Here is a 26,557-nt window from a genome sequence, read left to right on the forward strand (position 1 = left end):
GGACCTGAAATGACCCGTATCGGAACCCCCTTGTCGCCGACTGCGACCCGAGTACTGCTCTGCGGCTGTGGCGAGCTGGGCAAGGAAGTGGTGATCGAACTGCAGCGCCTGGGCGTCGAAGTGATCGCCGTCGACCGCTACGCCAATGCCCCGGCCATGCAGGTGGCGCACCGCAGTCACGTGGTCAACATGCTCGATGGCGTCGCCCTGCGTGCGGTGATCGAAGCTGAAAAGCCGCACTACATCGTCCCTGAAATCGAAGCCATCGCCACCGCGACGCTGGTCGAGTTGGAAAGCGAAGGTTTCACCGTGGTGCCGACCGCCCGCGCCACTCAGCTGACCATGAACCGCGAAGGCATCCGCCGCCTGGCCGCCGAAGAGCTGGACCTGCCGACCTCGCCTTACCACTTTGCCGATACTTACGAAGACTACGCCAAGGCCGTGGCCGACGTCGGCTACCCATGTGTGGTCAAGCCGGTGATGAGTTCGTCGGGCAAAGGCCAGAGCTTGCTGCGCAGCGATGCCGACCTCAAGCAGTCATGGGATTACGCCCAAGAAGGTGGCCGTGCCGGCAAGGGCCGGGTGATCATCGAAGGCTTCATCGATTTCGACTACGAAATCACCCTGCTGACCGTGCGCCATGTGGGCGGCACCACCTTCCTCGAGCCAGTCGGCCACCGTCAGGAGAAGGGCGACTACCAGGAATCCTGGCAGCCCCAGGCCATGAGCGCCAAGGCCCTGGCCGAGTCGCAGCGTGTGGCCAAGGCGGTCACCGATGCCCTGGGCGGGCGTGGCCTGTTCGGCGTCGAGCTGTTCGTCAAAGGCGACCAGGTATGGTTCAGCGAAGTGTCGCCGCGCCCGCATGACACCGGCCTGGTCACCCTGATTTCCCAAGACCTGTCGCAGTTCGCCCTGCATGCCCGTGCCATTCTCGGCCTGCCGATCCCGGTGGTGCGCCAGTTCGGCCCATCGGCGTCGGCGGTGATCTTGCCGCAAGGGCAGTCGCAGCAGACCAGCTTCGCCAACCTTGGCGCTGCGTTGAGCGAGCCGGATACCGCGATCCGCCTGTTTGGCAAGCCGGAAATCAACGGCACTCGCCGCATGGGTGTTTGCCTGGCGCGTGACGAGTCGGTCGAAGCGGCGCGGGCCAAGGCGACCCGCGCTTCGCAGGCGGTCAAGGTCGAATTTTGATCTGAAACCGTACGGGGCCGCTTTGCGGCCCATTCGCGGGGCAAGCCCGCTCCCACAGGATTATCGCAGTCCTTGTGGGAGCGGGCTTGTCCCGCGAATGGGCTGCGCAGCAGCCCCAATTGCTCACAGTTCGGTATGACGGGTTTCTTTCAGGCACAACACAGCAATCAAGCTGATCACCGCTGCCACCGACACATACCCACCCACCCAGCTCAGCCCGCCCATGCTCACCAGCTTCTGCGCGAAGAACGGCGCCGCCGAAGCGCCGACGATCCCGCCCAGGTTATAGGCCGCCGAAGCGCCGGTATAACGCACGTGGGTCGGGAACAGCTCTGGCAACAGTGCACCCATCGGCGCGAAGGTCACCCCCATCAGGAACAGCTCGATGGCCAGGAACAGTGCCACGCCCGTGGTCGAGCCCGAGGTCAGCAACGGCTCCATGGTGAAACCCGAAGCCACTGCCAGCAGGCCGCCGACGATCAGCACCGGTTTGCGCCCGTAACGGTCGCTAAGCCAGGCTGACAGCGGGGTCGCCAGGGCCATGAAGACTACGGCGAAGCACAGCAGGCCGAGGAAGGTTTCTCGGCTGTAACCCAACGTGGTGACGCCGTAGCTCAGCGAGAACACCGTGGAGATGTAGAACAGCGCATAGCACACCACCATGGCTGCGGCGCCGAGCAGGGTCGGCATCCAGTATTTGCTGAACAAATCGACCACCGGCATTTTCACCCGCTCATGGCGAGCGACGGCCTTGGCGAACACCGGGCTTTCTTCCAGTTTCAGGCGTACGTACAGGCCCACCAGCACCAATGCGGCGCTGAGCAGGAACGGAATACGCCAGCCCCACTCGCGGAACTGCTCGTCGCTGAGCAGCAAGGCCAGGGTCAGGAACAGGCCGTTGGCGGCGAGGAAGCCGATCGACGGACCCAGCTGCGGGAACATGCCGAACCAGGCACGCTTGCCAGCCGGGGCGTTTTCCGTCGCCAGCAATGCCGCGCCACCCCATTCACCGCCCAGGCCCAGGCCTTGGCCAAAGCGCAGCAGGCAAAGGATGATCGGTGCCCACACGCCGATGCTGTCGTAGCCCGGCAGCACGCCGATCAGCGTGGTCGACACGCCCATCAGCAGCAGCGAGGCGACCAGGGTCGACTTGCGCCCGATGCGGTCGCCGAAGTGGCCGAACAGCGCCGAGCCCAGCGGGCGGGCGAGGAAGGCGATGCCGAAGGTCAGGAAGGCCGCGAGCATCTGCGCAGTGCCCGAACCGGACGGGAAGAACACCGGGCCGATCACCAGGGCGGCGGCAGTGGCGTAAACGTAGAAGTCGTAGAACTCGATGGCAGTGCCGATGAAGCTGGCGGTGGCCACCCGCGCAGGCGAGTTGACCGGCGCGGCAGGCGCTTCGGCGTAGGTGCTGGTGGTCATTAAGTAGGTCCCTAACAGTCTTGTCGTGCTCCATGGGCTTGCACCACGCATGTGTGGGCGCCGGAGCGTATTGTTCTTTTGCTCGCCCGACTGACGATAGCCCAAGGGGGATAGGGGCGGGGAGCGGGCACTGTTCGGGGTGTTGAAGCAGGACCGCGGGGCGTGTCAGTGGAGCGGACTGGCCGTGGAGCGCCGGGTGCGGGTAGCAGGCGGGACGGCGGGGCTGGGTAAGCGTGACCCGAGTATAGCTAGCGGGTCACGGTCCACACCAGTACCTTGCTGGCGCAATTGTCCTCTGTTTCGAGGATTTCCAGGCGATAGCGGCCGATCTTCAGGCACACGGCGCTTTCCGGGATGCTCTCCAGGGCCTCGGTGACCAGCCCGTTGAGGGTTTTCGGGCCGCCGTCAGAGGGCAGGTGCCAGCCGAGGGTGCGGTTGATTTCGCGTAGTGAGGCGGTGCCTTCGATCACGAAGGAGCCATCGTCCTGCGGGTGTACGTGGGGGTTGTCGAGGCTGTGTTCTTCCTCGAACTCGCCGACGATTTCTTCGAGGATGTCTTCCAGGGTGACGATGCCTTGCACCTCGCCGTACTCGTCCACCACCACACCCAGGCGCCGTTGCTGCTTGTGGAAATTCAGCAACTGCAGTTGCAGCGGGGTGCTTTCGGGGACGAAGTAAGGCTCGTAGCAGGCGCCATGCAGCTTTTCCAGGGTCAGCTCGGCCTTGGGCAGCAAGTGGCTGATCAGCTTGGTGTTGAGGATCGCTTCGACCTGGTTGATGTCGTTGTGGTAGACCGGCAGGCGCGTGTGGCGGCTGACGATCAACTGCTCGATGATGCGCTCGATCGGCTCGTCCAGGTTGATGCCATCGACTTCGTTGCGCGGCACCAGGATGTCGTTGACGGTGACCTTGTCCAGTGACTGCAGGCCATCGAGCAGGCCGGGGCGCGGCACGTCGTGGTCTTCATCTTCGGCAAAATCATCGTCTGCTTGCGGGTGCAGGGCCACGGCAGTGGGCTGTACACGAAACGGCCGCAGGATCAGCTTGGCAATGCCGTCCAGCAGGCAGGCCAGTGGCTGCAGCAGGGCGAGGGGGAGTCTCAGCAAGCTGGCGCCGAGGCTGACGAATGCCATCGGGCTGCGTCGGGCCAGGCGGCGTGGCAGGTATTCGGCAAACACCAGCAAAGCCAGGGTGGCGGCCAGGCCCGCGAGCCAGAAACCGTGCTCGCCGCTGTAGCGCTGGCCAATCAGGCAGGCCAGGCCCAGCACCAGCAGCTTGCCCAGGCTGGCGCACAGCACCAGGGCCTGGGCCGGCAAGGGCGGCTGGCCGTCATCGCCGCCCCGCAGCGAGCCATTGAGCTGCAGGCGGGCGGCGTCCACTGCGGTGAACAGCGCCGACCACAGCAGCGCCAGTGCCAGAGTGCCGAGTAGCGGTGCGTACGGCAAGTTGTCCATGGTCAGCCGTCAGATATGCAGAATGAATTCGCGAACCAGCTTGCTACCGAAATAGGCCAGCATCAGCAGGCAGAAACCGGCCAGCGTCCAGCGGATCGCCTTGTGCCCACGCCAGCCCAGGCGGGTGCGGCCCCACAGCAGCACGCTGAAGACGATCCAGGCCACGCAGGCCAGCAAGGTCTTGTGCACCAGGTGTTGGGCAAACAGGTTGTCGAGGAACAGCCAGCCGGAGATCAGCGACAGCGTCAGCAGGCACCAGCCGGCCCAGAGGAAGCCGAACAGCAGGCTTTCCATGGTTTGCAGCGGCGGGAAGTTGCGGATCAGGCCGGACGGATGCTTGTTCTTCAGCTGGCGGTCCTGAAGCAACAGCAGCAGCGACTGGAACACCGCGATGGTGAACAGCCCGTAGGCCAGGATCGACAGCAGAATATGCGCGAGGATCCCCGGTTGCTCATTGATCAGCGGCACCGTGCCGGGTGGCGCGAACTGCGCCAGCAGGGCGGTGATCGCGCCAAGCGGGAACAGCAACACCAGCAGGTTTTCCACCGGTATGCGCAGGCAGGCAAGCAGGGTCAGGGCGATGACCGCCACGGCGATCAGGCTGGCGGCGCTGAAGAAGTCGAGGCTCAGGCCCAGCGGGGTGATCAGCTGGAAGAACAGCGCGCCGCCCTGGGCGACGACGGCGAGCGCACCGAGCAAACCGAGCAGCCGTTTGTCGGCTTTGCGCGACTGGGCCAGGTGCGAACCCTGATAGATGGTCGCTGCTATATAAAGGCCGGCGGCGATCAGGTTGGGGATGAGGCTGGGTGAGGAGACCATAAGTCCTGGTGGGCAAGCCTTAAAGAGACGGAGTTTGGCATAGATCGCGCCGGTCTAGGAAGACTGATGCTTGCCGCCGGGAAGCCGAGGTGTGCGGCGCCGTCGCTCTTCGCTATAATCGCCGCCTTGCTGTGCCCAGCGCGTGTGCATTTTCACCTGGGCGCCTGACAAACCTCGGCTTTTACTGGGCCTGAAAGGATCACCATGTTCGAAAACCTGACCGACCGCCTGTCACAGACGCTGCGCCATGTCACCGGCAAGGCCAAGCTGACCGAAGACAACATCAAGGATACGCTGCGCGAAGTGCGCATGGCCCTGCTCGAGGCCGACGTTGCCCTGCCGGTGGTCAAGGATTTCGTCAACAGCGTCAAGGAACGTGCGGTCGGCACCGAAGTGTCGCGCAGCCTGACCCCGGGCCAGGCGTTCGTGAAGATCGTCCAGGCCGAGCTGGAAAGCCTGATGGGCGCGGCCAACGAAGACCTCGCGCTCAATGCCGCACCGCCTGCCGTGGTGTTGATGGCCGGCCTGCAGGGTGCGGGCAAGACCACCACCGCCGGCAAGCTGGCGCGCTTCCTTAAAGAGCGCAAGAAGAAAAGCGTGATGGTGGTGTCGGCCGACGTCTACCGCCCGGCAGCGATCAAGCAGCTGGAAACCCTGGCCAACGACATCGGCGTGACCTTCTTCCCGTCCGACATCAGCCAGAAGCCGGTAGCCATTGCCGAAGCGGCCATCCGCGAAGCCAAGCTCAAGTTCATCGACGTGGTCATCGTCGATACCGCCGGCCGTCTGCACATCGACGCCGACATGATGGACGAGATCAAGGCGCTGCATGCCGCAGTCAAGCCGATCGAGACCCTGTTCGTGGTCGACGCCATGACCGGCCAGGACGCCGCCAACACCGCCAAGGCCTTTGGTGAGGCCCTGCCGCTGACCGGCGTGGTGCTGACCAAGGTCGACGGTGACGCCCGTGGCGGTGCCGCGCTGTCGGTGCGTGCCATCACCGGCAAGCCGATCAAGTTCATCGGTATGGGTGAGAAAACCGAGGCCCTCGAGCCGTTCCACCCAGACCGCGTCGCTTCGCGCATCCTCGGCATGGGTGACGTGCTCAGCCTGATCGAGCAGGCCGAGCAGACCATCGACAAGGCCAAGGCCGACAAGCTGGCCAAGAAGCTGAAGAAGGGCAAGGGCTTCGACCTCGAAGACTTCCGCGACCAGTTGCAGCAGATGAAGAACATGGGCGGGCTGGGTGGCCTGATGGACAAGCTGCCGAGCATCGGCGGGGTCAACCTGTCGCAGATGGGCAATGCCCAGGGCGCGGCCGAGAAGCAGTTCAAGCAGATGGAAGCGATCATCAACTCGATGACCCCGGCCGAGCGTCGCGACCCCGACCTGATCAGCGGTTCGCGCAAGCGCCGTATCGCCCTCGGCTCCGGCACCCAGGTGCAGGACATCGGCCGGCTGATCAAACAGCACAAGCAGATGCAGAAGATGATGAAGAAATTCTCTGCCAAAGGCGGCATGGCCAAGATGATGCGCGGCCTGGGCGGCATGATGCCTGGCGGCGGCATGCCGAAGCTGTAACCCTATTCCGAGTGCTTGTCCGTTACCGGATGAGCGCCCAGAACCCCCGCTGCGGCGGGGCAACGGCCACGCGCTGCGTGGCTCAACCGGCAAATCTGAACGCCATGGCGAGGCCGTGGCGAAAAAGTCATTTGCAAATGTCCGTGTATTCCCCGAGAATATGCGGCCTTTTGGGCACGCGTGTGCCTATTTGGCATTCAGATTTGCAGCACCGACTATAGGAACAATGTTCACATGGTAACCATTCGTCTTGCCCGTGGCGGCTCGAAAAAGCGCCCATTCTACCACCTGACCGTGACCAACTCGCGTAACGCCCGTGACGGCCGTTTCGTTGAGCGCGTAGGTTTCTTCAACCCGATCGCTGCTGGCGCCGAAGTCAAGCTGTCGGTCAACCAAGAGCGCGTTACCTACTGGCTGAGCCAGGGCGCACAGCCGTCTGAGCGCGTTGCTCAGCTGCTGAAGGAAGCTGCCAAGGCTGCTGCCTGAGCAATATGAACGCGACGCCAGAAAAGGCTGACGACCTGATCGTCGTTGGCAAGATTTTTTCGGTTCACGGCGTTCGCGGCGAGGTGAAGGTGTATTCCTTTACCGATCCGATTGAAAACCTGTTGGATTATCCACGCTGGACGCTTCGGCACGAAGGCAAGGTAAAGCAGGTCGAGCTGGTCAGCGGTCGTGGCTCCCAAAAGGGCCTGGTCGTGAAACTGAAAGGCCTCGATGATCGTGATGAAGCGCGTCTTCTGAGCGGCTTCGAAATCTGCATCCCGCGGAGCCTTTTGCCCAACCTGGCCGCAGACGAGTACTACTGGTACCAGCTGCAGGGCCTGAAGGTCATCAACCAGGACGAACAACTGTTCGGCAAGGTCGATCACCTGTTGGAGACCGGTGCGAACGATGTAATGGTGGTCAAGCCTTGCGCAGGCAGCCTGGATGATCGCGAGCGTCTGTTGCCCTATACGGCGCAGTGCGTGCTGGCAATCGACCTGGAAGCAGGCGTGATGCGGGTTGAGTGGGACGCGGACTTTTAAACGATGGGTAACCTTCGCGTAGACGTCATCACGTTGTTCCCCGAGATGTTCTCGGCCATCACGGAGTACGGCATTACCAGCCGCGCGGTGAAACAGGGGTTGCTTCAGGTGACTTGCTGGAACCCGCGGGACTACACCACAGATCGCCACAACACCGTGGATGATCGGCCGTTTGGCGGTGGTCCGGGGATGGTGATGAAAATCAAGCCTCTGGAAGACGCCCTGGTTAGCGCCAGGCAAGCGACCGGAGCATCGGCAAAGGTGATCTACCTTTCGCCGCAAGGCCGCAAGCTGACTCAGCAGGCGGTCAAAGACCTGGCCGAACAGGAATCGTTGATCCTGATCGCCGGTCGTTATGAAGGCATCGACGAGCGCTTTATCGAGGCTCATGTCGATGAGGAGTGGTCGATTGGCGACTATGTGCTTTCCGGTGGCGAGCTGCCGGCCATGGTACTGATCGATGCGGTTACACGGCTGCTGCCCGGAGCTTTAGGGCATGTGGACTCGGCGCAGGAAGATTCCTTCACCGACGGTCTGCTCGATTGCCCGCACTACACCCGACCTGAGGTGTATGCGGATCAGCGTGTTCCCGACGTGTTGCTAAGTGGCAACCATGCACACATCCGGCGTTGGAGGATGAAGCAGTCCCTTGGTAGGACCTTCGAACGACGCGCCGATCTTCTGGAAAGTCGCTCGCTTTCTGGAGAAGAGAAGAAGCTGCTCGAGGAATATCTCCGCGAGCGGGACGATAGATAAACGTATCGATGGTGGATCAAGTATCCATCTTAGGAGCACAGCATGACCAACAAGATCATCCAGCAGCTCGAAGCAGAGCAGATGAGCAAGGAAATCCCGACCTTCGCACCAGGCGACACCATTGTCGTCCAGGTTAAAGTGAAGGAAGGCGAGCGTTCCCGTCTGCAGGCGTTCGAAGGCGTCGTTATCGCCAAGCGTAACCGCGGCCTGAACAGCGCTTTCACCGTGCGCAAAATCTCCAGCGGCGTAGGCGTTGAGCGTACCTTCCAGACCTACAGCCCGCAAATCGACAGCCTGGCCGTGAAACGTCGTGGTGACGTGCGTAAAGCCAAGCTGTACTACCTGCGCGACCTGTCCGGCAAAGCCGCTCGCATCAAGGAAAAACTGTCCTGAGTACAGTTTGCCTGGTGGCCTGAGGCCCCCTGCGAGAAAAAAGCAGCCTTCGGGCTGCTTTTTTGCGTTTTGAAACCCGAAAAAAGTGACGCACATGACCAGCCGAGACCAGCAAATCCAGCACCGCACAGAACTGTCGGTGACCCGCGTGACCAAAGCGGTGTTCCCCAGCACCACCAACCACCACAACACCCTGTTCGGCGGCACCGCGCTGGCCTGGATGGACGAAGTGTCGTTCATCGCCGCCACGCGGTTCTGCCGGTTGCCGCTGGTGACCGTGTCCACCGACCGCATCGACTTCAAGCACCCGATTCCGGCGGGTTCGATCGTCGAGCTGGTGGGCACGGTGATCAAGGTCGGTAACACCAGCTTGCAGGTGCAGGTGGATGTGTTTGTCGAAAACATGTACCTGGACGGGCGCGAACGCGCCATCCACGGCGTTTTCAGCTTTGTCGCCATCGACGAGGACAAGCGTCCGGTGCCGGTGCTCCCGGAGGCTTGAGGCTTCAGCTCGTCGCGGCAACGGGTGCAGGTTCGATCAGCGCCACCAGGGTCCAGCCCGGTTGTGGGGTAAGCGGGCTCTCCGGGCTCGCAACGTGCACCCAGCCCTGGCCGTCACGGGCGAACAACAGCTGGGCGCGCTCACCATGCAGTGCCTGGTAGTTCTCCCAGTCGAAGCCCTCGGTCAGGTTGGTGCTGTACAACTCGGCACCCTGGTGCAGGCGATTGGCCAGTTGATGGTAGGTCATCGGGCTTGCGCCCAGCAGTTGGCCACGGTGTTCTTCGCTGGCGCGATGCTTGTCGCTGCGCTGTTTCTCCAGGCCGCTGGCCAGTACGTACAGGCGACTGTGGCCAAAATCATGGCGAAAGCGCGCGCAGGCCAAGGCATTGATTTCGCCGGCGGGCGACAGCCCCAGCAGGTGGCCTAAGCCGACCAGGTCCAGGTGCGCGTCGGCATGCTGCGACGCCGGATTGCCGAAGTAGGTCGGCAGCCCTTCCATGCGCGCGGCGCGGATATTCTCCCAGCTCGAATCGGTCAGCAGCACCCGGCAACCCAGTTGCTGCAGGGCTTTGCCGATGGTGCGCGCGGGCCCGTTGGCGCCGACGATGAGAAAGCCGCTGGGTGCGGGCTCTGCCACCTTGAGCAGACGCGCCAGGGGCCTGGCGGTTGCGCTCTGCAACACTACCGTGCCGATGATTACGGCGAAGGTGAGTGGCACCAGCAGCAGCGCGCCCTGGTGCCCGGCTTCGTGCAGGCGAATGGCAAAGATCGCCGACACGGCGGCGGCAACGATGCCACGCGGGGCGATCCAGGCCAGCAGGGCCCTTTCACGCCAGTTCAACGTGGAACCCAGTGTCGACAGGAACACATTGAGTGGCCGCGCCAACAGCTGAATCACCAGCAGCAACGCCAGTACCGCCGGGCCCAGGCCTAGCAGCGCATTCAGATCGAGGCGCGCGGCCAGCAGGATGAACAGACCAGAAATCAGCAATACGCTGAGGTTTTCCTTGAAGTGCAGGATTTGCCGCACATCGACCCCGCGCATGTTCGCCAACCACATGCCCATGACGGTCACCGCCAGCAGCCCGGACTCGTGGACGATCTGGTTGGCGGCGATGAAGATGCCCAGCACGGCGGCCAGCGACGCCAGGTTGTGCAGGTATTCCGGCAGCCATTGCTCGCGCATGATCTGCCCCAGCAGCCAGCCACCGGCGGCGCCCAGAGCGCTGCCACAGAAGATGACCCCGGCGAAGGTGCCCAGGCTCTGGCTCAGGCCATTGCCATCGGCGCTGGCGATGATGAAGCTGTAGACCACCACGGCCAGCAACGCGCCGATCGGGTCAATGACGATGCCTTCCCAGCGCAGGATATTGGCGATCGTCGCCTTTGGGCGCACCACGCGCAGCATGGGCACGATCACCGTCGGGCCGGTCACCAGAGTCAAGGTGCCGAAGAGGATCGCCAGTGGCCAGTCGAAACCCAGCAGCCAGTGGGTCGCCAGCGCAATCACCAGCCAGGTCGACAGCGCCCCAAGCGTGACCAGGCGATGCACCACGCTACCGATTTCGCGCCACTGTGACAGGTGCAGCGTCAGGCTGCCCTCGAACAGGATCAGCGCCACAGCCAGCGACACCAGCGGCATCAGCAGCGGGCCGAACAACGCCTGCGGGTCGAGCCAGCCGAGCACCGGGCCAACGGTGATGCCGGCCAGCAGCAGGAAGAGGATGGCCGGCAGCTTCAGGCGCCAGGCCAGCCACTGGCAGGCGAGGGCGGCGGCACCGATGCCGCCGACACTGAGAAGGATCTGCTGTTCGTTCATGCGGGCTCCCTATGCCGGCTTGGTTATGAAAGACTAAGCGCCATTTCGTCGTTTGCCACAGAGTTTTCATGCCTGCCCTCGACCACCCCCTCATCGACCAGTTTCTCGACGCCCTGTGGCTGGAAAAAGGCCTGGCCGACAACACCCGTGTCTCCTACCGCAGTGACCTGGCGTTGTTCAACGGCTGGCTCCAGGAGCGCGGAGTAGCATTGCCAAATATCGGTCGCGAGCTGATATTCGATCATTTGGCCTGGCGCCTTGACCAGGGTTATAAACCACGCTCCACTGCGCGATTTCTCTCCGGCTTGCGTGGTTTCTTTCGTTACTTGCTTCGGGAAAAGCTGATCACTGTCGACCCGACCCTGCAGGTCGAGATGCCGCAGTTGGGTAAGCCCTTGCCTAAATCACTGTCCGAAGCCGATGTCGAAGCCTTGCTGCAGGCCCCGGACCTGGGCGAAGCCATCGGTCAACGCGACCGGGCCATGCTCGAAGTCCTCTACGCCTGCGGCCTGCGGGTCACCGAACTGGTCAGCCTGACCCTGGACCAGGTCAACCTGCGCCAGGGCGTGCTACGGGTGATGGGCAAGGGCAGCAAGGAGCGCCTCGTGCCGATGGGCGAGGAGGCGGTGGTGTGGCTGGAGCGCTACCTGCGCGACGGCCGCGGCGAACTGCTCAACGGGCGCCCAAGCGACGTGCTGTTCCCCAGCCAGCGCGGCGAGCAGATGACCCGGCAGACCTTCTGGCACCGCATCAAGCATCAGGCGCAAGTGGCCGGCATCGATAAGTCGCTGTCGCCGCACACCCTGCGCCACGCCTTCGCCACACACCTGCTCAACCACGGCGCCGACCTGCGCGTGGTGCAGATGCTGCTGGGCCACAGCGACCTGTCGACCACGCAGATCTATACCCATGTGGCCAAGGCGCGCCTGCAGCAGCTGCACGCCCAGCACCACCCGCGTGGATGAATGATTTTCATGTTCCGCTGACCGGTAGGTGCAAGCCCCTTGTTGCCCGGTGTGATGTGGTAGGCTTGGGCGGTTTGCACCAAGGGCCGCACGGTTGCCGCGTTTTTTCCGCAGGTGACGCCCTCCGGCCCCTGTCCGCCTTCAGGAGTTTCCATGCGTTTGACCCAGATTTTCGCCGCCGCCGCGATGGCGCTGGCCAGTACCTTTGCCGTTGCCGCGGCAACCGACAGCAATGCCGGCGCCGAGCAGGCCATCCGCAAGTCGTTGCAGAACCTCGAACTGGAAGTGCCCGTGGAAAGCGTGGCCAGCAGCCCGCTCAACGGCTTGTATGAAGTCAAGCTGCAGGGCGGCCGTGTGTTGTACGCCAGTGCCGATGGCCAGTTCGTCATGCAGGGCTACCTGTACCAGATCCAGGACGGCAAGCCGGTCAACCTGACCGAAAAGACCGAACGCCAGGGCGTGGCCAAGCTCATCAACGGCATTCCAGCCGCCGAGATGGTGGTTTATCCTGCCAAGGGCGAGACCAAGTCGCACATCACCGTATTCACCGACACCACCTGCCCGTATTGCCACAAGCTGCACGCCGAAGTGCCGGAGCTGAACCGCCGCGGTATCGAAGTGCGCTATGTCGCCTTCCCGCGCCAGGGTCTCGGCTCGCCGGGTGATGAGCAGTTGCAGGCGGTGTGGTGCTCCAGTGACCGCCGCGCGGCGCTGGACAAGATGGTCGAAGGCAAGGAAATCAAGGCCGCCAAGTGCGCCAACCCGGTCAGCAAGCAGTTCCAGCTGGGCCAGTCGATCGGCGTCAACGGCACGCCGGCGATCGTGCTTGAAAGTGGCCAGGTGATCCCGGGCTACCAGCCGGCGCCGCAGGTGGCCAAACTGGCCCTGGCCGGCCAGCAGCAAGCAGCCAAGTAATTCATTCAGTACGCCGTCGTCATGGGGTGACGGCATGTTTCACGGTCGGCGCAGGTGCCGGCCGTTCAATGGGGAGTTCACAGTGAAACCGGTCAAAGTAGGCATCTGTGGGTTGGGGACCGTCGGTGGCGGTACCTACAATGTACTTCAGCGCAACGCCGAGGAGATTGCCCGCCGTGCCGGGCGCGGTATTGAAGTGGCACAGATCGCCATGCGCTCGCAGAACCCGAACTGCCAGATTACCGGTACCCCCATTACCGCTGATGTGTTCGACGTTGCGAGCAACCCGGAGATCGACATTGTCATCGAGCTGATCGGTGGCTACACCGTCGCCCGCGACCTGGTGCTCAAGGCCATCGAAAACGGCAAGCACGTGGTCACCGCCAACAAGGCGCTGATCGCCGTGCACGGCAACGAAATTTTCGCCAAGGCCCGCGAGAAAGGCGTCATCGTCGCCTTCGAAGCCGCCGTTGCCGGTGGCATCCCGGTGATCAAGGCCATCCGTGAAGGCCTGTCGGCCAACCACATCAACTGGCTGGCCGGCATCATCAACGGCACCGGTAACTTCATCCTCACCGAAATGCGTGAGAAGGGCCGCGCTTTCCCTGACGTGCTGGCCGAAGCCCAGGCGCTGGGTTACGCCGAGGCCGACCCGACTTTCGACGTCGAAGGCATCGATGCCGCGCACAAGCTGACCATCCTTGCTTCCATCGCCTTTGGCATCCCGCTGCAATTCGACAAGGCCTACACCGAGGGCATCACCCAGCTGACTACCGCGGATGTGAACTACGCCGAAGCCCTGGGCTACCGTATCAAGCACCTGGGCGTGGCCCGCCGCACCGCCGAAGGCATCGAGCTGCGCGTACACCCGACGCTGATCCCGAGTGACCGGCTGATCGCCAACGTCAACGGTGTGATGAACGCCGTCATGGTCAACGGCGACGCCGCGGGCTCGACCCTGTACTACGGCGCTGGCGCCGGCATGGAGCCGACCGCTTCGTCGGTGGTCGCCGACCTGGTCGACGTGGTTCGCGCCATGACCTCCGACCCGGAAAACCGCGTGCCGCACCTGGCGTTCCAGCCGGATTCGCTGTCGGCTCACCCGATCCTGCCGATCGAAGCCTGCGAAAGTGCCTACTACCTTCGCATCCAGGCCAAGGATCACCCAGGCGTGCTGGCCCAGGTGGCGAGCATCCTGTCGGAGCGCGGCATCAACATCGAGTCGATCATGCAGAAGGAAGCCGAGGAGCAGGACGGCCTGGTGCCGATGATCCTGCTGACCCACGGTGTGGTCGAGCAGCGCATCAACGATGCCATCGTCGCCCTGGAAGCCCTCCAGGACGTGGTCGGCAAGGTCGTGCGCATCCGCGTCGAACAGCTCAATTAACGAATAGCGCCGTTGGGCTGCGTTAGCGGCCCCGGCCCCCAGCATCGAAGGTTTGTAGCCATGCGTTATATCAGCACCCGCGGCCAGGCACCGGCCCTGAATTTCGAAGACGTCCTGCTGGCCGGCCTCGCCACCGATGGCGGCCTGTACGTGCCAGAAAACCTGCCACGCTTCACCCAGGAAGAGATCGCCTCCTGGGCCGGCCTGCCGTACCACGAGCTGGCCTTCCGGGTGATGCGCCCGTTCGTCGAAGGCAGCATCGCCGACGCCGACTTCAAGAAGATCCTCGAAGAAACCTACGGTGAGTTCGCCCATGCTGCGGTGGCCCCGCTGCGTCAGCTGAACAGCAACGAGTGGGTCATGGAGCTGTTCCACGGCCCGACCCTGGCGTTCAAGGACTTCGCCCTGCAGCTGCTCGGTCGCCTGCTCGACCACGTGCTGGCCAAGCGCAACGAGCGCGTGGTGATCGTCGGCGCCACCAGTGGCGACACAGGTTCCGCCGCCATCGAAGGCTGCCGCCGTTGCGACAACGTCGACATCTTCATCCTTCACCCGCACCAGCGAGTGTCGGAAGTGCAACGCCGCCAGATGACCACGATTTTCGGCGACAACATCCACAACATCGCCATCGAAGGCAACTTCGACGACTGCCAGGAGATGGTCAAGGCCAGCTTCGCCGACCAGTCGTTCCTCAAGGGCACGCGCCTGGTCGCGGTCAACTCGATCAACTGGGCGCGGATCATGGCCCAGATCGTCTACTACTTCCACGCAGCCCTGCAGCTGGGTGGCCCGGCGCGCTCGGTGGCGTTCTCGGTACCGACCGGCAACTTCGGCGACATCTTTGCCGGCTACCTGGCACGCAACATGGGCCTGCCAATCAGCCAGCTGGTGGTCGCGACCAACCGCAACGACATCCTGCACCGCTTCATGAGCGGCAATCAGTACGTCAAGGACACCCTGCACGCGACCCTGTCGCCGTCGATGGACATCATGGTTTCGTCCAACTTCGAGCGCCTGCTGTTCGACCTGCACGGTCGCAACGGCGCAGCCATCGCCGAGCTGATGGCGAACTTCAAGCAGGGTGGTGGCTTCAGCGTCGATCAGGACCGCTGGACGGAAGCGCGCAAGCTGTTCGACTCGCTGGCCGTCAGCGACGAGCAGACCTGCGAAACCATCGCCGAAGTCTTCGCCAGCACCGGTGAAGTGCTCGACCCGCATACCGCGATCGGCGTCAAGGCCGCCCGCGAGTGCCGCCGTAGCCTGGATACGCCGATGGTGGTGCTGGGCACCGCGCACCCGGTCAAATTCCCGGAAGCGGTGGAGAAGGCGGGTGTCGGCAAGGCGCTGGAACTGCCGTCACACATGAGCGACCTGTTCAGCCGTGAAGAGCGCTGCACGGTCCTGGCCAACGACCTCAAAACGGTCCAGGCCTTCGTCAGCCAGCACGGTAATCGCGGCAAGCCGCTTTAACTTGGTCCCATCTCTGTGGGAGTGGGCTGCGCGGCGGATAGGTCGCAGCATGGATGCAGCGGACCCCTGGTAGGAGCGGCTTCAGCCGCGATCACCGGCGAAGCCGGTGCCATCCACCGCGTCGCTTGCTTCGCGGCTAAGCCGCTCCCACAAGTGTTGCGCAACCTTTTAAATTTTGAGCAAGACAGTTGCTCCCAAAGCGGCCGTTTCGAGCTTTTTCGTTCGAATTACTCGGAATCGTCCTATATAGAGCGCGCAGTGGGTTGCATAGAGTTACCGGTCCTTCTCTCAAGGATCGGTTCATGCATCAGCCCTACGTGTTGATTCACCAGGCACGGCCTTCTCACCAGATTCTCCTGCACCAGGCGTGCAACGCCCAGCGCATATTCGACGTGCGGATCACCCTCGATCTTGCCGACCTCGACGCCTGCCTGGGGCGCAAGCGCAAAGTCGACCTGCTGATCCTCGACCATGCATTGGCCCTGGCCGGTGGTGTTGCCCTGCTCAACCGCATTCAGCGCAATCCGACGCTGCGCGCGTTGCTGTTCACCGGCCAGGGCAGTGCCCACCGCCCTGACCTGGCAAAAGAGGCACGGCGGCGCGGGCTCTGGGTATTGGCCGATCTGCCCTGGCCGTTGCCGGTGCAGCGCTGGCAACAGGCCCTGCAGCGTATTCAAACGGTCACATCGCCCACGCATGCTCAATGAAACGGCGCGGCATAGCGAACTTTCCGCTGCGCTTGTTGGTCAGTTCCTTCATGTCCCACCACGCAGCGAGTGATCCGGATGGAAAGAATTTGCAGACTGCTTAATGACGCCCTGAGCCCCTACCAGACCCAGCTCGGCCCCGTGGACACCAGCGGCAACCGCCAATTGATCGTGTTCGACAGCCTCGGTGGCACCACCTTGCGCCGAACAGTCAGCTCGCGCCAGTTGCAGGAGCAACGCTTGCTCATTGACCTGGTCGACGGTTTGCACCGTGACCTGCAAATTGCCGAAGGGCGCCTGCAGCCTTGTGTCATTGCAGCGCTGCAACAACGTCAGCAGCCTCCGGGAACCTTTGCCTGAAAGGCTTATCAGAGACAGTGACGGCAGCCAGCCAGCACACAGCTCCGGTGATGGCAGGTTGTCGCGGGAAGCCCGACAGGGCTTTCGATTGGCCCCGGACGTCCTCCCCAGCGTTCGGGGTTTCTTTTTACTGCCCTTCGAAGAAGTGCTTGCTCCGTTCCAGGTAATCCGCTTGCAGATCCGCGTCCAGCCACCGTGCATAAAGCGCGGGCAAAGTGCCCTGGCGTAGTGTGGGCAGCAGCTGATCGATATGGGCGATGGCTTCGCGTCCCAGCGCTGACTGTGTGCAACCTACGTGCAGGAACTGGTAAGGGTTCACGCCTTGTATAGGGTGAAACTGGTAGTCAGCCAGCGTTTCGCCTTGCTGTTGAATCAGGTAACGCACTTCTGGCCAGTAGCCGAGCACCAGTTGCAAGCGCCCCAGTCGTTGCATCTGCAGCAGGCTGGCGGTGGCCTCGTTGCCATAGTGGCGGCTGAGGGCGGTGGCGGGCAATTGCCGCAGTATGGCGTCGATCTGGGTGCTGTAGCTGCGCTCGGCGACGATACCGAGTTTGAGCTCCGTGGTGCTCAGCATACCCAGGAGGTCGACCTGCTGGTCGCGCAGAAACGGCGTCAGCAGCGCCTCGCCTTGCTTGCGTACCACCAGGCCACCGCTCATCACGCCCAGCGTCGGCTCGGAAAAGTGCACGAACTTCGCGCGCTCCGGCGTCCACAGCAGCGTCGGGTCGCAGGTAAACAGGCTTGGGTCCTGGAGCATCTGGATGCCGCGCGCCCGGTTGACGCGGACGATAGCGTGGTCGTACTCAGGCATTTGGCTGATCAGCAGCGGCAACATCTGGTCCACCACCCCCTGGCCTTTTTCCTCACCCTCGAAGATGGTGAACGGCGGCAGGTCACGCACCAACCACAGCAGGCGCTCCTTGGCCTGGGCCGGCGCGATGGCCATGGCGAGCAGCAACCCGCACAGCAAGGCCAGCGTGCGCATGGGCGAGGGCAGCCTCAGACCGTGCCCGCCTGGCGCAACCCGGCAATGGCGGCAGCGTCGTAACCCAGGGTGGTCAGCAGGGCATCGGTATGCTCACCCAACGCCGGGCCGACCCACTCGGTGGAGCCGGGCGTTTCCGACAACTTGGGCACGATGCCCGGCATCTTGAAGGGTTTGCCGTCGGGCAGGCGGGCCTGCAGGAACATTTCGCGGGCCAGGTACTGCGGGTCGTTGAACATGTCTTCTGCCGAATAGATACGACTGGCCGGCACTTCGGCGGTATTCAGGATCTGCATCACCTGCTCCAGCGGCAGGCTGTTGGCCCAGCGGTCGATCACCCCGTACAGCTCGTCACGCCGAGCGTCGCGGCCATCGTTGCTAGCCAGCGCCGGGTCGTCCGCCAGGTCGTCGCGGCCGATGGCCTGCATGAAGCGTTTGAAGATGGCATCGCCATTGGCACCGATCTGCACATGTTTGCCGTCGGCGCTGGTGTGGATGGAAGAGGGGGTGATGCCCGGCATGATGTTGCCGGTGCGTTCGCGAATGAAACCGAACACGTCGAACTCCGGGACCATGCTTTCCATCATGGCGAAGATCGCCTCGTACAGCGCCACATCTACGACCTGCCCCTGGCCGCCATTGACTTCGCGATGACGCAGCGCCATCAGCGCGCCGATCACGCCCCATAACGCGGCGATCGAGTCGCCGATGGAAATGCCGGTGCGCACCGGTGGGCGGTCGTCGAAGCCAGTGATGTAGCGCAGCCCGCCCATGGACTCACCGACGGCGCCGAAGCCCGGTTGGTCTTTCATCGGCCCGGTTTGGCCAAAGCCCGACAGGCGCACCATCACCAGCTTCGGATTGAGGGCATGCAGCACATCCCAGCCAAGGCCGAGCTTTTCCAGCACGCCAGGGCGGAAGTTCTCGATGAGGATGTCGGCCTCGGCGAGCAACTGCTTGAGGATCTCGCGGCCTTCGAGATGTTTGAGGTTGAGGGTCAGCGACTGCTTGTTGCGCGCCTGCACGAACCACCACAACGACGTGCCCTCATACAGCTTGCGCCACTTGCGCAGCGGGTCGCCGCCATCGGGCGACTCGACCTTGACTACTTCGGCGCCGAACTCGGCGCAGATGCGCGAGGCGAACGGGCCGGCGATCAGGGTGCCGAGTTCGATGACTTTCAGGCCGGCGAGGGGTTTGCTGGGCGTAGACATGAGGCATCCGTGGCAACTGGGCAGATCCGTGATTTTTATCATAGGTCGATAACGGCAGATACTGCTGCGGGGCAACGAAGATCAGGATCGGTTAGACTGTGCCACTTTTCTTTACGCAAGAAGCCCGTCGACCATGGCCCAGCCGTCCATCACCTACAAATTCGAACTGAATCTGACCGATCTCGATCGCGGCGTGTACGAAAACGTCCGGCAGACCATTGCCCGGCACCCTTCGGAAACCGAAGAACGCATGGCTGTGCGTTTGCTGGCTTATGCGCTGTGGTACAACGAGCAGCTTTCGTTCGGCCGTGGCCTGTCTGACGTGGATGAGGCGGCGCTGTGGGAAAAGAGCCTGGACGACCGCATCCTGCACTGGATCGAAGTCGGCCAGCCGGACGCCGACCGCCTGACCTGGTGCTCGCGCCGCACCGAGCGCACCAGCCTGCTGGCCTACGGCAGCCTGCGCGTGTGGGAGACCAAGGTGCTGAGTGCGGTCAAGGGCCTGAAGAACCTGAATATCGCTGCGGTGCCCCAAGACGTGCTGGAAGTACTGGCCACCGACATGCCGCGCACCATCAAGTGGGATGTGATGATCAGCGAAGGCACGGTCTTCGTCACCGACGACCGCGGCCAGCACGAAGTGCAGCTGCAGTGGCTGCTCGGTGAGCGTGGCTGAGCCGACTGACCGATGCGTATCGAACCCCGCCCGCTGCCACCGACCCTGCCATTTCTGGGTAATCTGCCACCCTTGTTGACCCGCCTGTACGCCGCCCGTGGCGTGCAGTCCGAGGCCGAGCTGGACAAGAGCCTGGCGCGGCTGCTGCCGTACCAGCAACTCAAAGGCATCGATGCAGCGGTCGACCTGCTGGTCGACGCCCTCGACCAGCGCCAGCGCATCCTCATTGTCGGCGACTTCGATGCCGATGGCGCTACCGCCAGCACCGTCGGCCTGCTCGGCCTGCGTCTGCTGGGCGCGGCCCATGTCGATTACCTGGTGCCCAACCGCTTCGAGTATGGCTATGGGTTGACCCCGGAGATCGTCGAGGTGGCGCTGCAGCGTCAGCCGCACTTGCTGGTCACCGTCGATAACGGCATCTCCAGCGTCGAGGGCGTCGCGGCGGCCAAGGCGGCTGGGCTCAAGGTGCTGGTCACCGATCACCACCTGCCTGGCCAACACCTGCCGGACGCCGATGCCATCGTCAACCCGAACCAGCCAGGCTGCGACTTCCCGAGCAAGTCACTGGCCGGCGTCGGGGTAATCTTCTACGTGCTCATGGCCTTGCGCGCCCGCCTGCGCAGCCTGGGGCGTTATGAAAACCAGGCGCAACCAAACATCGGCGAACTCCTCGACCTGGTAGCCCTGGGCAGCGTCGCTGACGTGGTGCCGCTGGATGCCAACAATCGCATCCTCGTGCACCAGGGCCTTGAGCGCATACGCGCAGGCCGTGCGCGGCCGGGGCTGAAGGCGATTCTGGAGGTGGCGCGTCGCGATCACCGGCGCATCACCTCTACCGATCTCGGCTTCATCCTCGGCCCACGGCTCAACGCCGCCGGGCGTCTGGACGACATGAGCCTGGGCATCGAATGCCTGCTGTGCGAGGAGGCGGCGCTGGCCCAGGACATGGCCCAGCAGCTGGACGACTTGAACCAGGACCGCAAATCCATCGAACAGGGCATGCAGCGCGAGGCGCTGGCCCAGCTCAAGGACCTGCCGGTCGAATCCATGCCCTATGGCCTGTGCCTGTTCGATGCCGACTGGCACCAAGGGGTGATCGGCATTCTCGCCTCGCGTCTGAAGGAACGCTACCACCGGCCCACCATCGCCTTCGCCGATGCCGGCGATGGCATGCTCAAAGGCTCGGCGCGGTCGGTGCCGGGGTTCCATATCCGCGATGCGCTGGATGCAGTAGCGGCGCGTCATCCGCAGTTGATCAGCAAGTTCGGCGGACATGCCATGGCGGCGGGATTGTCCTTGCCGGAAGGTAATTTCCCGGCATTTGCCGAGGCGTTCGACGAAGAAGTGCGGCGCCAGTTGCGCGAGGAAGACCTCACCGGGCGACTTCTGTCGGATGGCAGCCTGGCGGTGGAGGAGTTTCACCTCGACCTGGCCAAGGCCCTGCGTCACGCCGGGCCCTGGGGTCAGCACTTCCCAGAGCCGTTGTTCCACGGTGTGTTCCAGTTGGTCGAGCAGCGGGTGGTCGGCGAGCGTCATCTGAAGGTCGTGCTCAAGAGCGAATGTGGTTCGGTACGCCTGGACGGCATTGCCTTCGGCATCGACCGCGAGGTCTGGCCCAACCCCACCGTGCGTTGGGTGGAGCTGGCCTACAAGCTGGATGTCAACGAATTTCGCGGCAATGAAAGCGTGCAACTGATGATCGCCCACATCGAGCCGCGGTGATCGATTGAGCTTGTCTCGGGGTATTGGGGGGTGCTCGATCTGATAGGCGCCGCAAACTCCCAGTGAACCTTTCCGGCTGGCAATCTGGTCTAGTCTGAAGAATGACCGATACCGGGCCAGCGTCGTGCATGAGTGTCCGGGCCGGATCACCATTGGAGTCCTTGGGAGGTGCCCTCATGAGCCTGCTGCTCGAGCCTTACACCCTGCGTCAGTTGACGCTGCCCAACCGCATCGCCGTCTCGCCGATGTGCCAGTATTCTGCCGTCGATGGCCTGGCCAACGACTGGCACCTTGTCCATCTGGGTAGTCGCGCCGTGGGGGGCGCCGGCCTGGTTATCACTGAAGCGGTGGCGGTCACCGCCGATGGCCGCATTACCGCTGAAGACCTTGGCCTGTGGGCAGATGAGCAGATCGCTCCGCTGCAGCGCATCACTCGCTTCATCACCGCTCAGGGCGCCGTGCCGGGTATCCAGCTGGCCCACGCCGGGCGCAAGGCCAGCACCTATCGCCCGTGGCTGGGCAAGCAGGGCAGCGTCAAGCTGGAGGAGGGTGGCTGGCAGCCAGTCGGGCCGTCGAAAATTGCCTTCGACCCGCAGCACACGCCACCGCGTGAATTGAGCCAGGCCGAGATCCAGGACGTGATCGACGCGTTCGTGGCATCGACCGAACGGGCGTTGCAGGCTGGCTTCAAAGTTGTCGAAATCCACGCCGCCCATGGCTACCTGCTGCACCAGTTCCTCTCGCCGCTGAGCAACCAGCGCCGTGATGAATACGGCAGTTGCTTTGAAAACCGCATACGCCTGACCCTGCAAGTGACCGAGGCGGTGCGCAAGGTCTGGCCGCAGGAGTTGCCGGTGTTCGTTCGCGTGTCGGCGACCGACTGGGTGGAAGATGGCTGGAACCCGGACGAAACCGTCGAGCTGGCGCGCCGCCTGCGGGCGCTGGGTGTCGACCTGATCGACGTGTCTTCCGGCGGCACTTCGGTGAATGCCGAGATCCCTACCGGCCCCGGCTACCAGACCCGCTTCGCCGAGCGGGTACGCAAGGAATCGGAAATCGCCACCGGCACCGTAGGCATGATCACCGAGCCGGCGCAGGCCGAGCATATCCTGCGCACCGGGCAGGCCGACTTGATCTTCCTTGCCCGCGAGCTGTTACGCGACCCGTACTGGCCGTTGCATGCCGATGACGACCTGGGCGGTAACAGGGCGACGTGGCCGGCGCAATATCAACGGGCGACCAGCCGGGCGAATCCAATACATGAATCGGATTTGCGGGATTGATGTACGGTCTCAGGTGTAAGCCGCCTTGCTGAGAATATCGCTGACCCATTGATTGATGCTTTTTTCCGCCAGCTCGGCCTTTGCGGCCACGCTGGCGTGAAGGGTGGGCTCCAGACGCAGGCTCAGCTTCCCCGAATAGGTCTTTTGCGGCTCTCGACCCAGGCGTTTGCAGGTTTCGAGGTAGTCATCGACGGCCTCCTCGAAGGCTTTTCGCAACTCGCTGATCGATTCGCCGTGAAAACCTATCACGTCGCGTATGCCCGCAACATGCCCAATCAACAATTGGTCTTCGTCGCTGTATTCGATTCTTGCGGCATAGCCGCGGTAGGTCATGACATTCATGGTGTTACTCCAGCCTGCTCGAGGAACTGGCGAGCGTCTCGCACTTGATAGGTTGGCGTGTCTGTCCGGGTGAGGCCGATGGAACGTGGCAACCGCTCCATTGAGCTCAAAGCGAACTCGCGATCCTCGACCTTCGCTGACATTGGCTCCAGCCGATACCAATAATGATTCCAGACGGATCCACTCCAGGGTCTTGGGGGCTGGTTTTCTGAAAAATGCTTCAAGGGTCGATCGTTGATGATTATTCATGGTATCAGACTATGATACCAGTTGATTTTGACTCAACAGCTTACGTGTAAGACAAAGGGTCGGTACTTGAAGGAAAAGTAAGCGGTGTATACCTATGAGAAACATGGGGATTTTGCAATGGCCTCTCCTCAGCAACCTTTGAGAGAGGCCGGTTGGTCACTGCACCCTCAATGCTTGATCATCACATGCCGCACACAGGTGTAATCCTCCAACCCATACATCGACAGATCCTTCCCATACCCCGAATGCTTCTGCCCGCCGTGTGGCATTTCGCTGACCAGCATGAAGTGGGTATTGACCCAGGTGCAGCCATACTGCAAGCGCGCCGCCAGGCGGTGGGCGCGGCCGGTGTCGCGGGTCCACACCGAGGAGGCCAGGCCGTATTCCGAGTCGTTGGCCCATTCCAGCGCCTGGGCTTCGTCGGTGAAGCGGGTCACCGACACCACCGGGCCAAATACTTCGTGGCGAACGATCTCGTCATCTTGTAGCGCATCGGCCAGCACCGTCGGTTCAAAGAAGAAACCGTCCCCCGGTAACGCTTTACCGCCGGTCACCAGACGAATGTGCGGCTGGGCGATGGCGCGCCCGACCAGGCCGGCCACCTTGTCGCGGTGCTGGGCGCTGATCAGTGGGCCGAGCTCGGTATCCTCGGCGTCCTGCAGGCCGGTTTTCAGGCTGGCCACGGCTTTGCCGAGGCGCTCGACGAAGCGTTCGTAAACGCCGGCCTGCACATACAGACGACAGGCCGCGGTGCAGTCCTGGCCGGCGTTGTAGAAGCCGAAGGTGCGGATGCCGTCGATGGCGGCATCGAGGTCGGCATCGTCGAACACCAGCACCGGTGCCTTGCCGCCGAGCTCCATGTGCATGCGTTTCACGCTGTCGGCGGTGGCACCGATGATGTGCGCGCCGGTAGGGATCGAGCCTGTCAGCGAGACCATGCGCACCTTGGGGTGGATGACCAGCGGATTGCCGACCGTCTGGCCACGGCCGAAGAGGATGTTCAGCACGCCGGCCGGCAGCACGTTCCTGGCCAGCTCGCCGAGGCGCAGGGCGGTCAGCGGGGTCAGTTCGGACGGTTTGATGACCACGGTATTGCCGGCGGCCAGGGCCGGCGCGATCTTCCATGCCAGCATCATCAACGGGTAGTTCCAGGGCGCGATCGAGGCCACCACGCCGAGTGGGTCGCGGCGGATCATCGAGGTGTGCCCAGGCAGGTATTCACCCGCCGCCGAGCCACCGAGGCAGCGGGTAGCGCCAGCGAAATAGCGGAACACGTCGGCAATGGCCGGTATCTCGTCGTTCAAGGCCGCGCTGAATGGCTTGCCGCAGTTCTGCGATTCCAGCCTGGCCAGTTCATCGGCATGCGCTTCGATGATGTCGGCCAGCGCCAGTAGCGCCAGTGAGCGTTCCTTGGGGCTGGTCTGCGACCAGCTGTCGAAGGCCTGGTCGGCTGCGCGCACGGCGGTATCCACCTGCGCCTCGGTGGCTTCGTTGATCTGCGCCAGGGCACTGCCTTCGGCCGGGTTGAGCACGGTCCAGGTCGGGCCTTCGCCTGCCACCAGGCGACCATTGATCAGCATGTGCGTTTGCATCGGGGGCTCCTTGTAGGTCATTTGCCGCTGCCCGCGACGCTTTCACCGCCGCGGGTCAGGTAGTAGGCGCCGAGGATCGGCAGCATGGTCACCAGCATCACCAGCATGGCCACTACGTTGGTCACCGGCACGTCGCGCGGGCGGCTGAGCTGGTTGAGCAGCCAGATCGGCAAGGTGCGCTCGTGGCCGGCGGTGAAGGTGGTGACGATGATTTCGTCGAATGACAGGGCGAAGGCCAGCATGCCGCCGGCCAGCAACGCCGAACCAAGGTTTGGCAGGATGATGTAGCGGAAGGTCTGCCAGCCGTCGGCGCCCAGGTCCATCGAGGCTTCGATCAGGCTCTGCGAGGTTCGCCGCAAGCGGGCGATCACGTTGTTGTAGACGATCACCACGCAGAAGGTCGCGTGGCCGACCACGATGGTGAACAAGCCGGGCTCGATGCCCAGGGTCTTGAAGGCCGAGAGCAAGGCGATGCCGGTGATGATGCCGGGCAGGGCGATGGGCAGGATCAGCATCAGCGAGATGCTTTCCTTGCCAAAGAAGCTGCGCCGGTACAGCGCCGCCGAGGCCAGTGTGCCGAGCACCAGCGCGATCAGCGTGGCCAGGCAGGCCACCTGCAGTGACAGCTTGATCGCTTCGAGCACGTCCGGGCGGGCAAACGCCACGGCGAACCATTTGAGGGTGAAGCCCTTGGGCGGAAAGCTGAACGCTGCGTCTTCGGTGTTGAAGGCGTACAGGAAGATGATCAGGATCGGGAAGTGCAGGAACAGCAGCCCACCCCAGGCCGCCAGGCGCAGGCCCGTGGACGCTTTTTCAGAGTGCATCGAAGGCCCCCAGGCGCTTGACGATCGACAGGTACACCGCGATCAGCACGATCGGCACCAGAGTGAAGGCTGCTGCCATCGGCATGTTGCCGATCGCACCTTGCTGGGCGTAGACCATGCTGCCGATGAAGTACCCCGGCGGGCCGATCAGCTGAGGCACGATGAAGTCACCCAACGTCAGCGAGAAGGTGAAGATCGAACCGGCGGCGATGCCAGGTATCGATAGCGGCAGGATCACCTGCATGAACGTCTGCCCGGGCCGCGCGCCGAGGTCTGCCGAGGCTTGCAGCAATGAAGGCGGCAGGCGCTCCAGCGCGGCCTGCACCGGCAGGATCATGAACGGCAGCCAGATGTACACGAACACCATGAAACGCCCCAGGTGCGAAGTCGACAGCGTGCTGCCGCCCACGCCGGGCACGGTCAGCAGCGCCTGCAGTAGCCCTTCGAGGTGCAATTGCTGGACGAACCACTGGGCCACACCGCCCTTGGCCAGCAGCAGGGTCCAGGAATAGGTCTTGACGATGTAGCTGGCCCACATTGGCATCATCACGGCGATGTAGAAGAAGGCCTTGGTCTTGCCGCTGGTGTAGCGCGCCATGTAATAGGCGATTGGGAACGCCAGCACGGCGCTGGCAAGCGATACCGCCACGGCCATGGTCAGAGTACGCAGGATGATGTCGAAGTTTGACGGGTTGAACAGCGCGGCGAAGTTGCCCAGGGTCAGTTGCGGGGTCACCGCCATGGTGAAGTCGTCGAAGGTATAGAAGCCTTGCCACAGCAGGTTGAGCAGCGAACCCAGGTAAATGGCGCCGAACCAGATCAGCGGGGGAATCAACAGCATCAGCAGATACAGGTTGGGGCGGCGGTAGAGCAGATTGGAGATGCTGCGCAAGAGGCTCAT

The 26,557-nt window shown here is 63.1% G+C and carries 26 protein-coding genes and 1 pseudogene; 16 read left to right on the forward strand and 11 right to left on the reverse strand.

Features of this window, described 5'->3' with window-relative positions:
• Positions 1-9 precede the first annotated feature (9 nt).
• Complete coding sequence (purT, locus tag ACIPZF_RS21340) at positions 10-1,191, forward strand: formate-dependent phosphoribosylglycinamide formyltransferase (protein WP_400802884.1); 1,182 nt, start codon at positions 10-12, stop codon at positions 1,189-1,191.
• A gap of 123 nt (positions 1,192-1,314) precedes the next feature.
• Here the strand turns inward: purT and ACIPZF_RS21345 are convergent, their stop codons facing one another.
• The 3 genes from ACIPZF_RS21345 to ACIPZF_RS21355 all read right to left on the reverse strand — a co-directional run bounded on the left by ACIPZF_RS21345 (position 1,315) and on the right by ACIPZF_RS21355 (position 4,886).
• Complete coding sequence (locus tag ACIPZF_RS21345; protein ID WP_400802887.1) at positions 1,315-2,613, reverse strand: MFS transporter; 1,299 nt, start codon at positions 2,611-2,613, stop codon at positions 1,315-1,317.
• A gap of 248 nt (positions 2,614-2,861) precedes the next feature.
• Positions 2,862-4,067 (reverse strand): transporter associated domain-containing protein, encoded by a 1,206-nt coding sequence (locus ACIPZF_RS21350; RefSeq protein ID WP_400802890.1) that lies wholly within the window; start codon positions 4,065-4,067, stop codon positions 2,862-2,864.
• A 9-nt stretch (positions 4,068-4,076) separates the two neighbouring features.
• Positions 4,077-4,886 (reverse strand): inner membrane protein YpjD, encoded by an 810-nt coding sequence (locus ACIPZF_RS21355; RefSeq protein ID WP_400802891.1) that lies wholly within the window; start codon positions 4,884-4,886, stop codon positions 4,077-4,079.
• Positions 4,887-5,090: 204 nt separating this feature from the next.
• Between ACIPZF_RS21355 and ffh the strand changes: the two genes are divergently transcribed.
• From ffh to ACIPZF_RS21385, 6 genes are all read left to right on the forward strand, one after another.
• Positions 5,091-6,467, forward strand: a complete 1,377-nt coding sequence (ffh, locus tag ACIPZF_RS21360) for a signal recognition particle protein (RefSeq protein WP_172286731.1) — start codon at positions 5,091-5,093, stop codon at positions 6,465-6,467.
• Between the two features lie 234 nt (positions 6,468-6,701).
• Positions 6,702-6,953 carry a 30S ribosomal protein S16 gene (gene rpsP / locus ACIPZF_RS21365; protein ID WP_003252142.1) on the forward strand — a complete coding sequence of 84 codons (252 nt, stop codon included), beginning with the start codon at positions 6,702-6,704 and terminating at the stop codon, positions 6,951-6,953.
• A 5-nt stretch (positions 6,954-6,958) separates the two neighbouring features.
• Complete coding sequence (gene rimM, locus ACIPZF_RS21370; protein WP_012315970.1) at positions 6,959-7,495, forward strand: ribosome maturation factor RimM; 537 nt, start codon at positions 6,959-6,961, stop codon at positions 7,493-7,495.
• A gap of 3 nt (positions 7,496-7,498) precedes the next feature.
• Positions 7,499-8,251, forward strand: a complete 753-nt coding sequence (gene trmD, locus ACIPZF_RS21375) for a tRNA (guanosine(37)-N1)-methyltransferase TrmD (protein ID WP_400802895.1) — start codon at positions 7,499-7,501, stop codon at positions 8,249-8,251.
• A 42-nt stretch (positions 8,252-8,293) separates the two neighbouring features.
• Positions 8,294-8,644: a 50S ribosomal protein L19 gene (gene rplS / locus ACIPZF_RS21380; protein ID WP_008094487.1), complete on the forward strand. Its 351-nt coding sequence runs from the start codon at positions 8,294-8,296 to the stop codon at positions 8,642-8,644.
• Positions 8,645-8,738: 94 nt separating this feature from the next.
• Positions 8,739-9,146 carry an acyl-CoA thioesterase gene (locus ACIPZF_RS21385; RefSeq protein ID WP_400802896.1) on the forward strand — a complete coding sequence of 136 codons (408 nt, stop codon included), beginning with the start codon at positions 8,739-8,741 and terminating at the stop codon, positions 9,144-9,146.
• Positions 9,147-9,150: 4 nt separating this feature from the next.
• On the opposite strand, the gene ACIPZF_RS21390 is transcribed toward ACIPZF_RS21385, so the two are convergent.
• Positions 9,151-10,965, reverse strand: a complete 1,815-nt coding sequence (locus tag ACIPZF_RS21390) for a cation:proton antiporter (RefSeq protein WP_400802898.1) — start codon at positions 10,963-10,965, stop codon at positions 9,151-9,153.
• Between the two features lie 68 nt (positions 10,966-11,033).
• Here ACIPZF_RS21390 and xerD point away from each other — a divergent pair, with 68 nt between their 5' ends.
• The 6 genes from xerD (at position 11,034) to ACIPZF_RS21420 (ending at position 16,769) form a co-directional block, all read left to right on the forward strand.
• Positions 11,034-11,930 (forward strand): site-specific tyrosine recombinase XerD, encoded by an 897-nt coding sequence (xerD, locus tag ACIPZF_RS21395; protein ID WP_400802900.1) that lies wholly within the window; start codon positions 11,034-11,036, stop codon positions 11,928-11,930.
• Positions 11,931-12,083: 153 nt separating this feature from the next.
• Positions 12,084-12,845 carry a thioredoxin fold domain-containing protein gene (locus tag ACIPZF_RS21400; protein WP_400802903.1) on the forward strand — a complete coding sequence of 254 codons (762 nt, stop codon included), beginning with the start codon at positions 12,084-12,086 and terminating at the stop codon, positions 12,843-12,845.
• A gap of 82 nt (positions 12,846-12,927) precedes the next feature.
• Positions 12,928-14,232 (forward strand): homoserine dehydrogenase, encoded by a 1,305-nt coding sequence (locus ACIPZF_RS21405; protein WP_400802905.1) that lies wholly within the window; start codon positions 12,928-12,930, stop codon positions 14,230-14,232.
• A gap of 60 nt (positions 14,233-14,292) precedes the next feature.
• A complete protein-coding gene (gene thrC, locus ACIPZF_RS21410; RefSeq protein ID WP_400802907.1) occupies positions 14,293-15,702 on the forward strand; it encodes a threonine synthase in 1,410 nt (469 codons plus the stop codon).
• A gap of 302 nt (positions 15,703-16,004) precedes the next feature.
• Positions 16,005-16,409: a histidine kinase gene (locus ACIPZF_RS21415; protein ID WP_400802910.1), complete on the forward strand. Its 405-nt coding sequence runs from the start codon at positions 16,005-16,007 to the stop codon at positions 16,407-16,409.
• Positions 16,410-16,487: 78 nt separating this feature from the next.
• A complete protein-coding gene (locus ACIPZF_RS21420) occupies positions 16,488-16,769 on the forward strand; it encodes a DUF3509 domain-containing protein (RefSeq protein WP_400802912.1) in 282 nt (93 codons plus the stop codon).
• A gap of 127 nt (positions 16,770-16,896) precedes the next feature.
• On the opposite strand, the gene ACIPZF_RS21425 is transcribed toward ACIPZF_RS21420, so the two are convergent.
• A complete protein-coding gene (locus ACIPZF_RS21425; RefSeq protein ID WP_400802915.1) occupies positions 16,897-17,754 on the reverse strand; it encodes a TIGR02285 family protein in 858 nt (285 codons plus the stop codon).
• A 14-nt stretch (positions 17,755-17,768) separates the two neighbouring features.
• Positions 17,769-18,968 (reverse strand): CaiB/BaiF CoA transferase family protein, encoded by a 1,200-nt coding sequence (locus ACIPZF_RS21430; RefSeq protein WP_400802917.1) that lies wholly within the window; start codon positions 18,966-18,968, stop codon positions 17,769-17,771.
• Between the two features lie 133 nt (positions 18,969-19,101).
• Here ACIPZF_RS21430 and ACIPZF_RS21435 point away from each other — a divergent pair, with 133 nt between their 5' ends.
• From ACIPZF_RS21435 to ACIPZF_RS21445, 3 genes are all read left to right on the forward strand, one after another.
• Positions 19,102-19,644 (forward strand): YaeQ family protein, encoded by a 543-nt coding sequence (locus tag ACIPZF_RS21435; protein ID WP_400802920.1) that lies wholly within the window; start codon positions 19,102-19,104, stop codon positions 19,642-19,644.
• Between the two features lie 12 nt (positions 19,645-19,656).
• Positions 19,657-21,366, forward strand: coding sequence for a single-stranded-DNA-specific exonuclease RecJ (gene recJ / locus ACIPZF_RS21440; protein ID WP_400802923.1), 1,710 nt, complete (start codon positions 19,657-19,659; stop codon positions 21,364-21,366).
• A gap of 176 nt (positions 21,367-21,542) precedes the next feature.
• The gene (locus ACIPZF_RS21445; RefSeq protein WP_400802926.1) at positions 21,543-22,649 is read left to right on the forward strand and encodes an NADH:flavin oxidoreductase/NADH oxidase; all 1,107 of its coding nucleotides are present in this window, start codon (positions 21,543-21,545) and stop codon (positions 22,647-22,649) included.
• Between the two features lie 9 nt (positions 22,650-22,658).
• Here the strand turns inward: ACIPZF_RS21445 and ACIPZF_RS21450 are convergent, their stop codons facing one another.
• From ACIPZF_RS21450 to ACIPZF_RS21470, 5 genes and pseudogenes are all read right to left on the reverse strand, one after another.
• Positions 22,659-22,991 carry a type II toxin-antitoxin system HicB family antitoxin gene (locus ACIPZF_RS21450; protein ID WP_400802928.1) on the reverse strand — a complete coding sequence of 111 codons (333 nt, stop codon included), beginning with the start codon at positions 22,989-22,991 and terminating at the stop codon, positions 22,659-22,661.
• Positions 22,988-23,240 (reverse strand): annotated as a pseudogene (locus ACIPZF_RS21455) (type II toxin-antitoxin system HicA family toxin). The gene ACIPZF_RS21450 and the pseudogene ACIPZF_RS21455 overlap by 4 nt, the downstream one beginning before the upstream one ends.
• A gap of 167 nt (positions 23,241-23,407) precedes the next feature.
• A complete protein-coding gene (locus tag ACIPZF_RS21460) occupies positions 23,408-24,832 on the reverse strand; it encodes a gamma-aminobutyraldehyde dehydrogenase (protein WP_400802931.1) in 1,425 nt (474 codons plus the stop codon).
• Positions 24,833-24,849: 17 nt separating this feature from the next.
• Positions 24,850-25,656, reverse strand: coding sequence for an ABC transporter permease (locus ACIPZF_RS21465; protein ID WP_063911465.1), 807 nt, complete (start codon positions 25,654-25,656; stop codon positions 24,850-24,852).
• Positions 25,646-26,557, reverse strand: coding sequence for an ABC transporter permease (locus tag ACIPZF_RS21470; RefSeq protein WP_400802934.1), 912 nt, complete (start codon positions 26,555-26,557; stop codon positions 25,646-25,648). The genes ACIPZF_RS21465 and ACIPZF_RS21470 overlap by 11 nt, the downstream gene beginning before the upstream one ends.

The organism is Pseudomonas sp. NPDC089752, assembly GCF_044748725.1.
GTDB lineage: Bacteria > Pseudomonadota > Gammaproteobacteria > Pseudomonadales > Pseudomonadaceae > Aquipseudomonas.

Bases quoted from the DNA above. Each gene is read 5' to 3' on its own strand.
- recJ (WP_400802923.1), top strand. From the start codon at position 19,657: ATGCGTATCGAACCCCGCCCGCTGCCACCGACCCTGCCATTTCTGGGT.
- rplS (WP_008094487.1), top strand. From the start codon at position 8,294: ATGACCAACAAGATCATCCAGCAGCTCGAAGCAGAGCAGATGAGCAAG.
- rpsP (WP_003252142.1), top strand. From the start codon at position 6,702: ATGGTAACCATTCGTCTTGCCCGTGGCGGCTCGAAAAAGCGCCCATTC.
- ACIPZF_RS21445 (WP_400802926.1), top strand. From the start codon at position 21,543: ATGAGCCTGCTGCTCGAGCCTTACACCCTGCGTCAGTTGACGCTGCCC.
- ACIPZF_RS21350 (WP_400802890.1), bottom strand. From the start codon at position 4,067: ATGGACAACTTGCCGTACGCACCGCTACTCGGCACTCTGGCACTGGCG.
- ACIPZF_RS21355 (WP_400802891.1), bottom strand. From the start codon at position 4,886: ATGGTCTCCTCACCCAGCCTCATCCCCAACCTGATCGCCGCCGGCCTT.
- ffh (WP_172286731.1), top strand. From the start codon at position 5,091: ATGTTCGAAAACCTGACCGACCGCCTGTCACAGACGCTGCGCCATGTC.
- purT (WP_400802884.1), top strand. From the start codon at position 10: ATGACCCGTATCGGAACCCCCTTGTCGCCGACTGCGACCCGAGTACTG.
- ACIPZF_RS21345 (WP_400802887.1), bottom strand. From the start codon at position 2,613: ATGACCACCAGCACCTACGCCGAAGCGCCTGCCGCGCCGGTCAACTCG.
- ACIPZF_RS21460 (WP_400802931.1), bottom strand. From the start codon at position 24,832: ATGCAAACGCACATGCTGATCAATGGTCGCCTGGTGGCAGGCGAAGGC.
- ACIPZF_RS21400 (WP_400802903.1), top strand. From the start codon at position 12,084: ATGCGTTTGACCCAGATTTTCGCCGCCGCCGCGATGGCGCTGGCCAGT.
- ACIPZF_RS21470 (WP_400802934.1), bottom strand. From the start codon at position 26,557: ATGAGCCTCTTGCGCAGCATCTCCAATCTGCTCTACCGCCGCCCCAAC.
- trmD (WP_400802895.1), top strand. From the start codon at position 7,499: ATGGGTAACCTTCGCGTAGACGTCATCACGTTGTTCCCCGAGATGTTC.
- ACIPZF_RS21465 (WP_063911465.1), bottom strand. From the start codon at position 25,656: ATGCACTCTGAAAAAGCGTCCACGGGCCTGCGCCTGGCGGCCTGGGGT.
- ACIPZF_RS21385 (WP_400802896.1), top strand. From the start codon at position 8,739: ATGACCAGCCGAGACCAGCAAATCCAGCACCGCACAGAACTGTCGGTG.
- ACIPZF_RS21420 (WP_400802912.1), top strand. From the start codon at position 16,488: ATGGAAAGAATTTGCAGACTGCTTAATGACGCCCTGAGCCCCTACCAG.
- ACIPZF_RS21415 (WP_400802910.1), top strand. From the start codon at position 16,005: ATGCATCAGCCCTACGTGTTGATTCACCAGGCACGGCCTTCTCACCAG.
- ACIPZF_RS21425 (WP_400802915.1), bottom strand. From the start codon at position 17,754: ATGCGCACGCTGGCCTTGCTGTGCGGGTTGCTGCTCGCCATGGCCATC.
- ACIPZF_RS21390 (WP_400802898.1), bottom strand. From the start codon at position 10,965: ATGAACGAACAGCAGATCCTTCTCAGTGTCGGCGGCATCGGTGCCGCC.
- xerD (WP_400802900.1), top strand. From the start codon at position 11,034: ATGCCTGCCCTCGACCACCCCCTCATCGACCAGTTTCTCGACGCCCTG.
- ACIPZF_RS21430 (WP_400802917.1), bottom strand. From the start codon at position 18,968: ATGTCTACGCCCAGCAAACCCCTCGCCGGCCTGAAAGTCATCGAACTC.
- thrC (WP_400802907.1), top strand. From the start codon at position 14,293: ATGCGTTATATCAGCACCCGCGGCCAGGCACCGGCCCTGAATTTCGAA.
- ACIPZF_RS21450 (WP_400802928.1), bottom strand. From the start codon at position 22,991: ATGAATGTCATGACCTACCGCGGCTATGCCGCAAGAATCGAATACAGC.
- ACIPZF_RS21435 (WP_400802920.1), top strand. From the start codon at position 19,102: ATGGCCCAGCCGTCCATCACCTACAAATTCGAACTGAATCTGACCGAT.
- rimM (WP_012315970.1), top strand. From the start codon at position 6,959: ATGAACGCGACGCCAGAAAAGGCTGACGACCTGATCGTCGTTGGCAAG.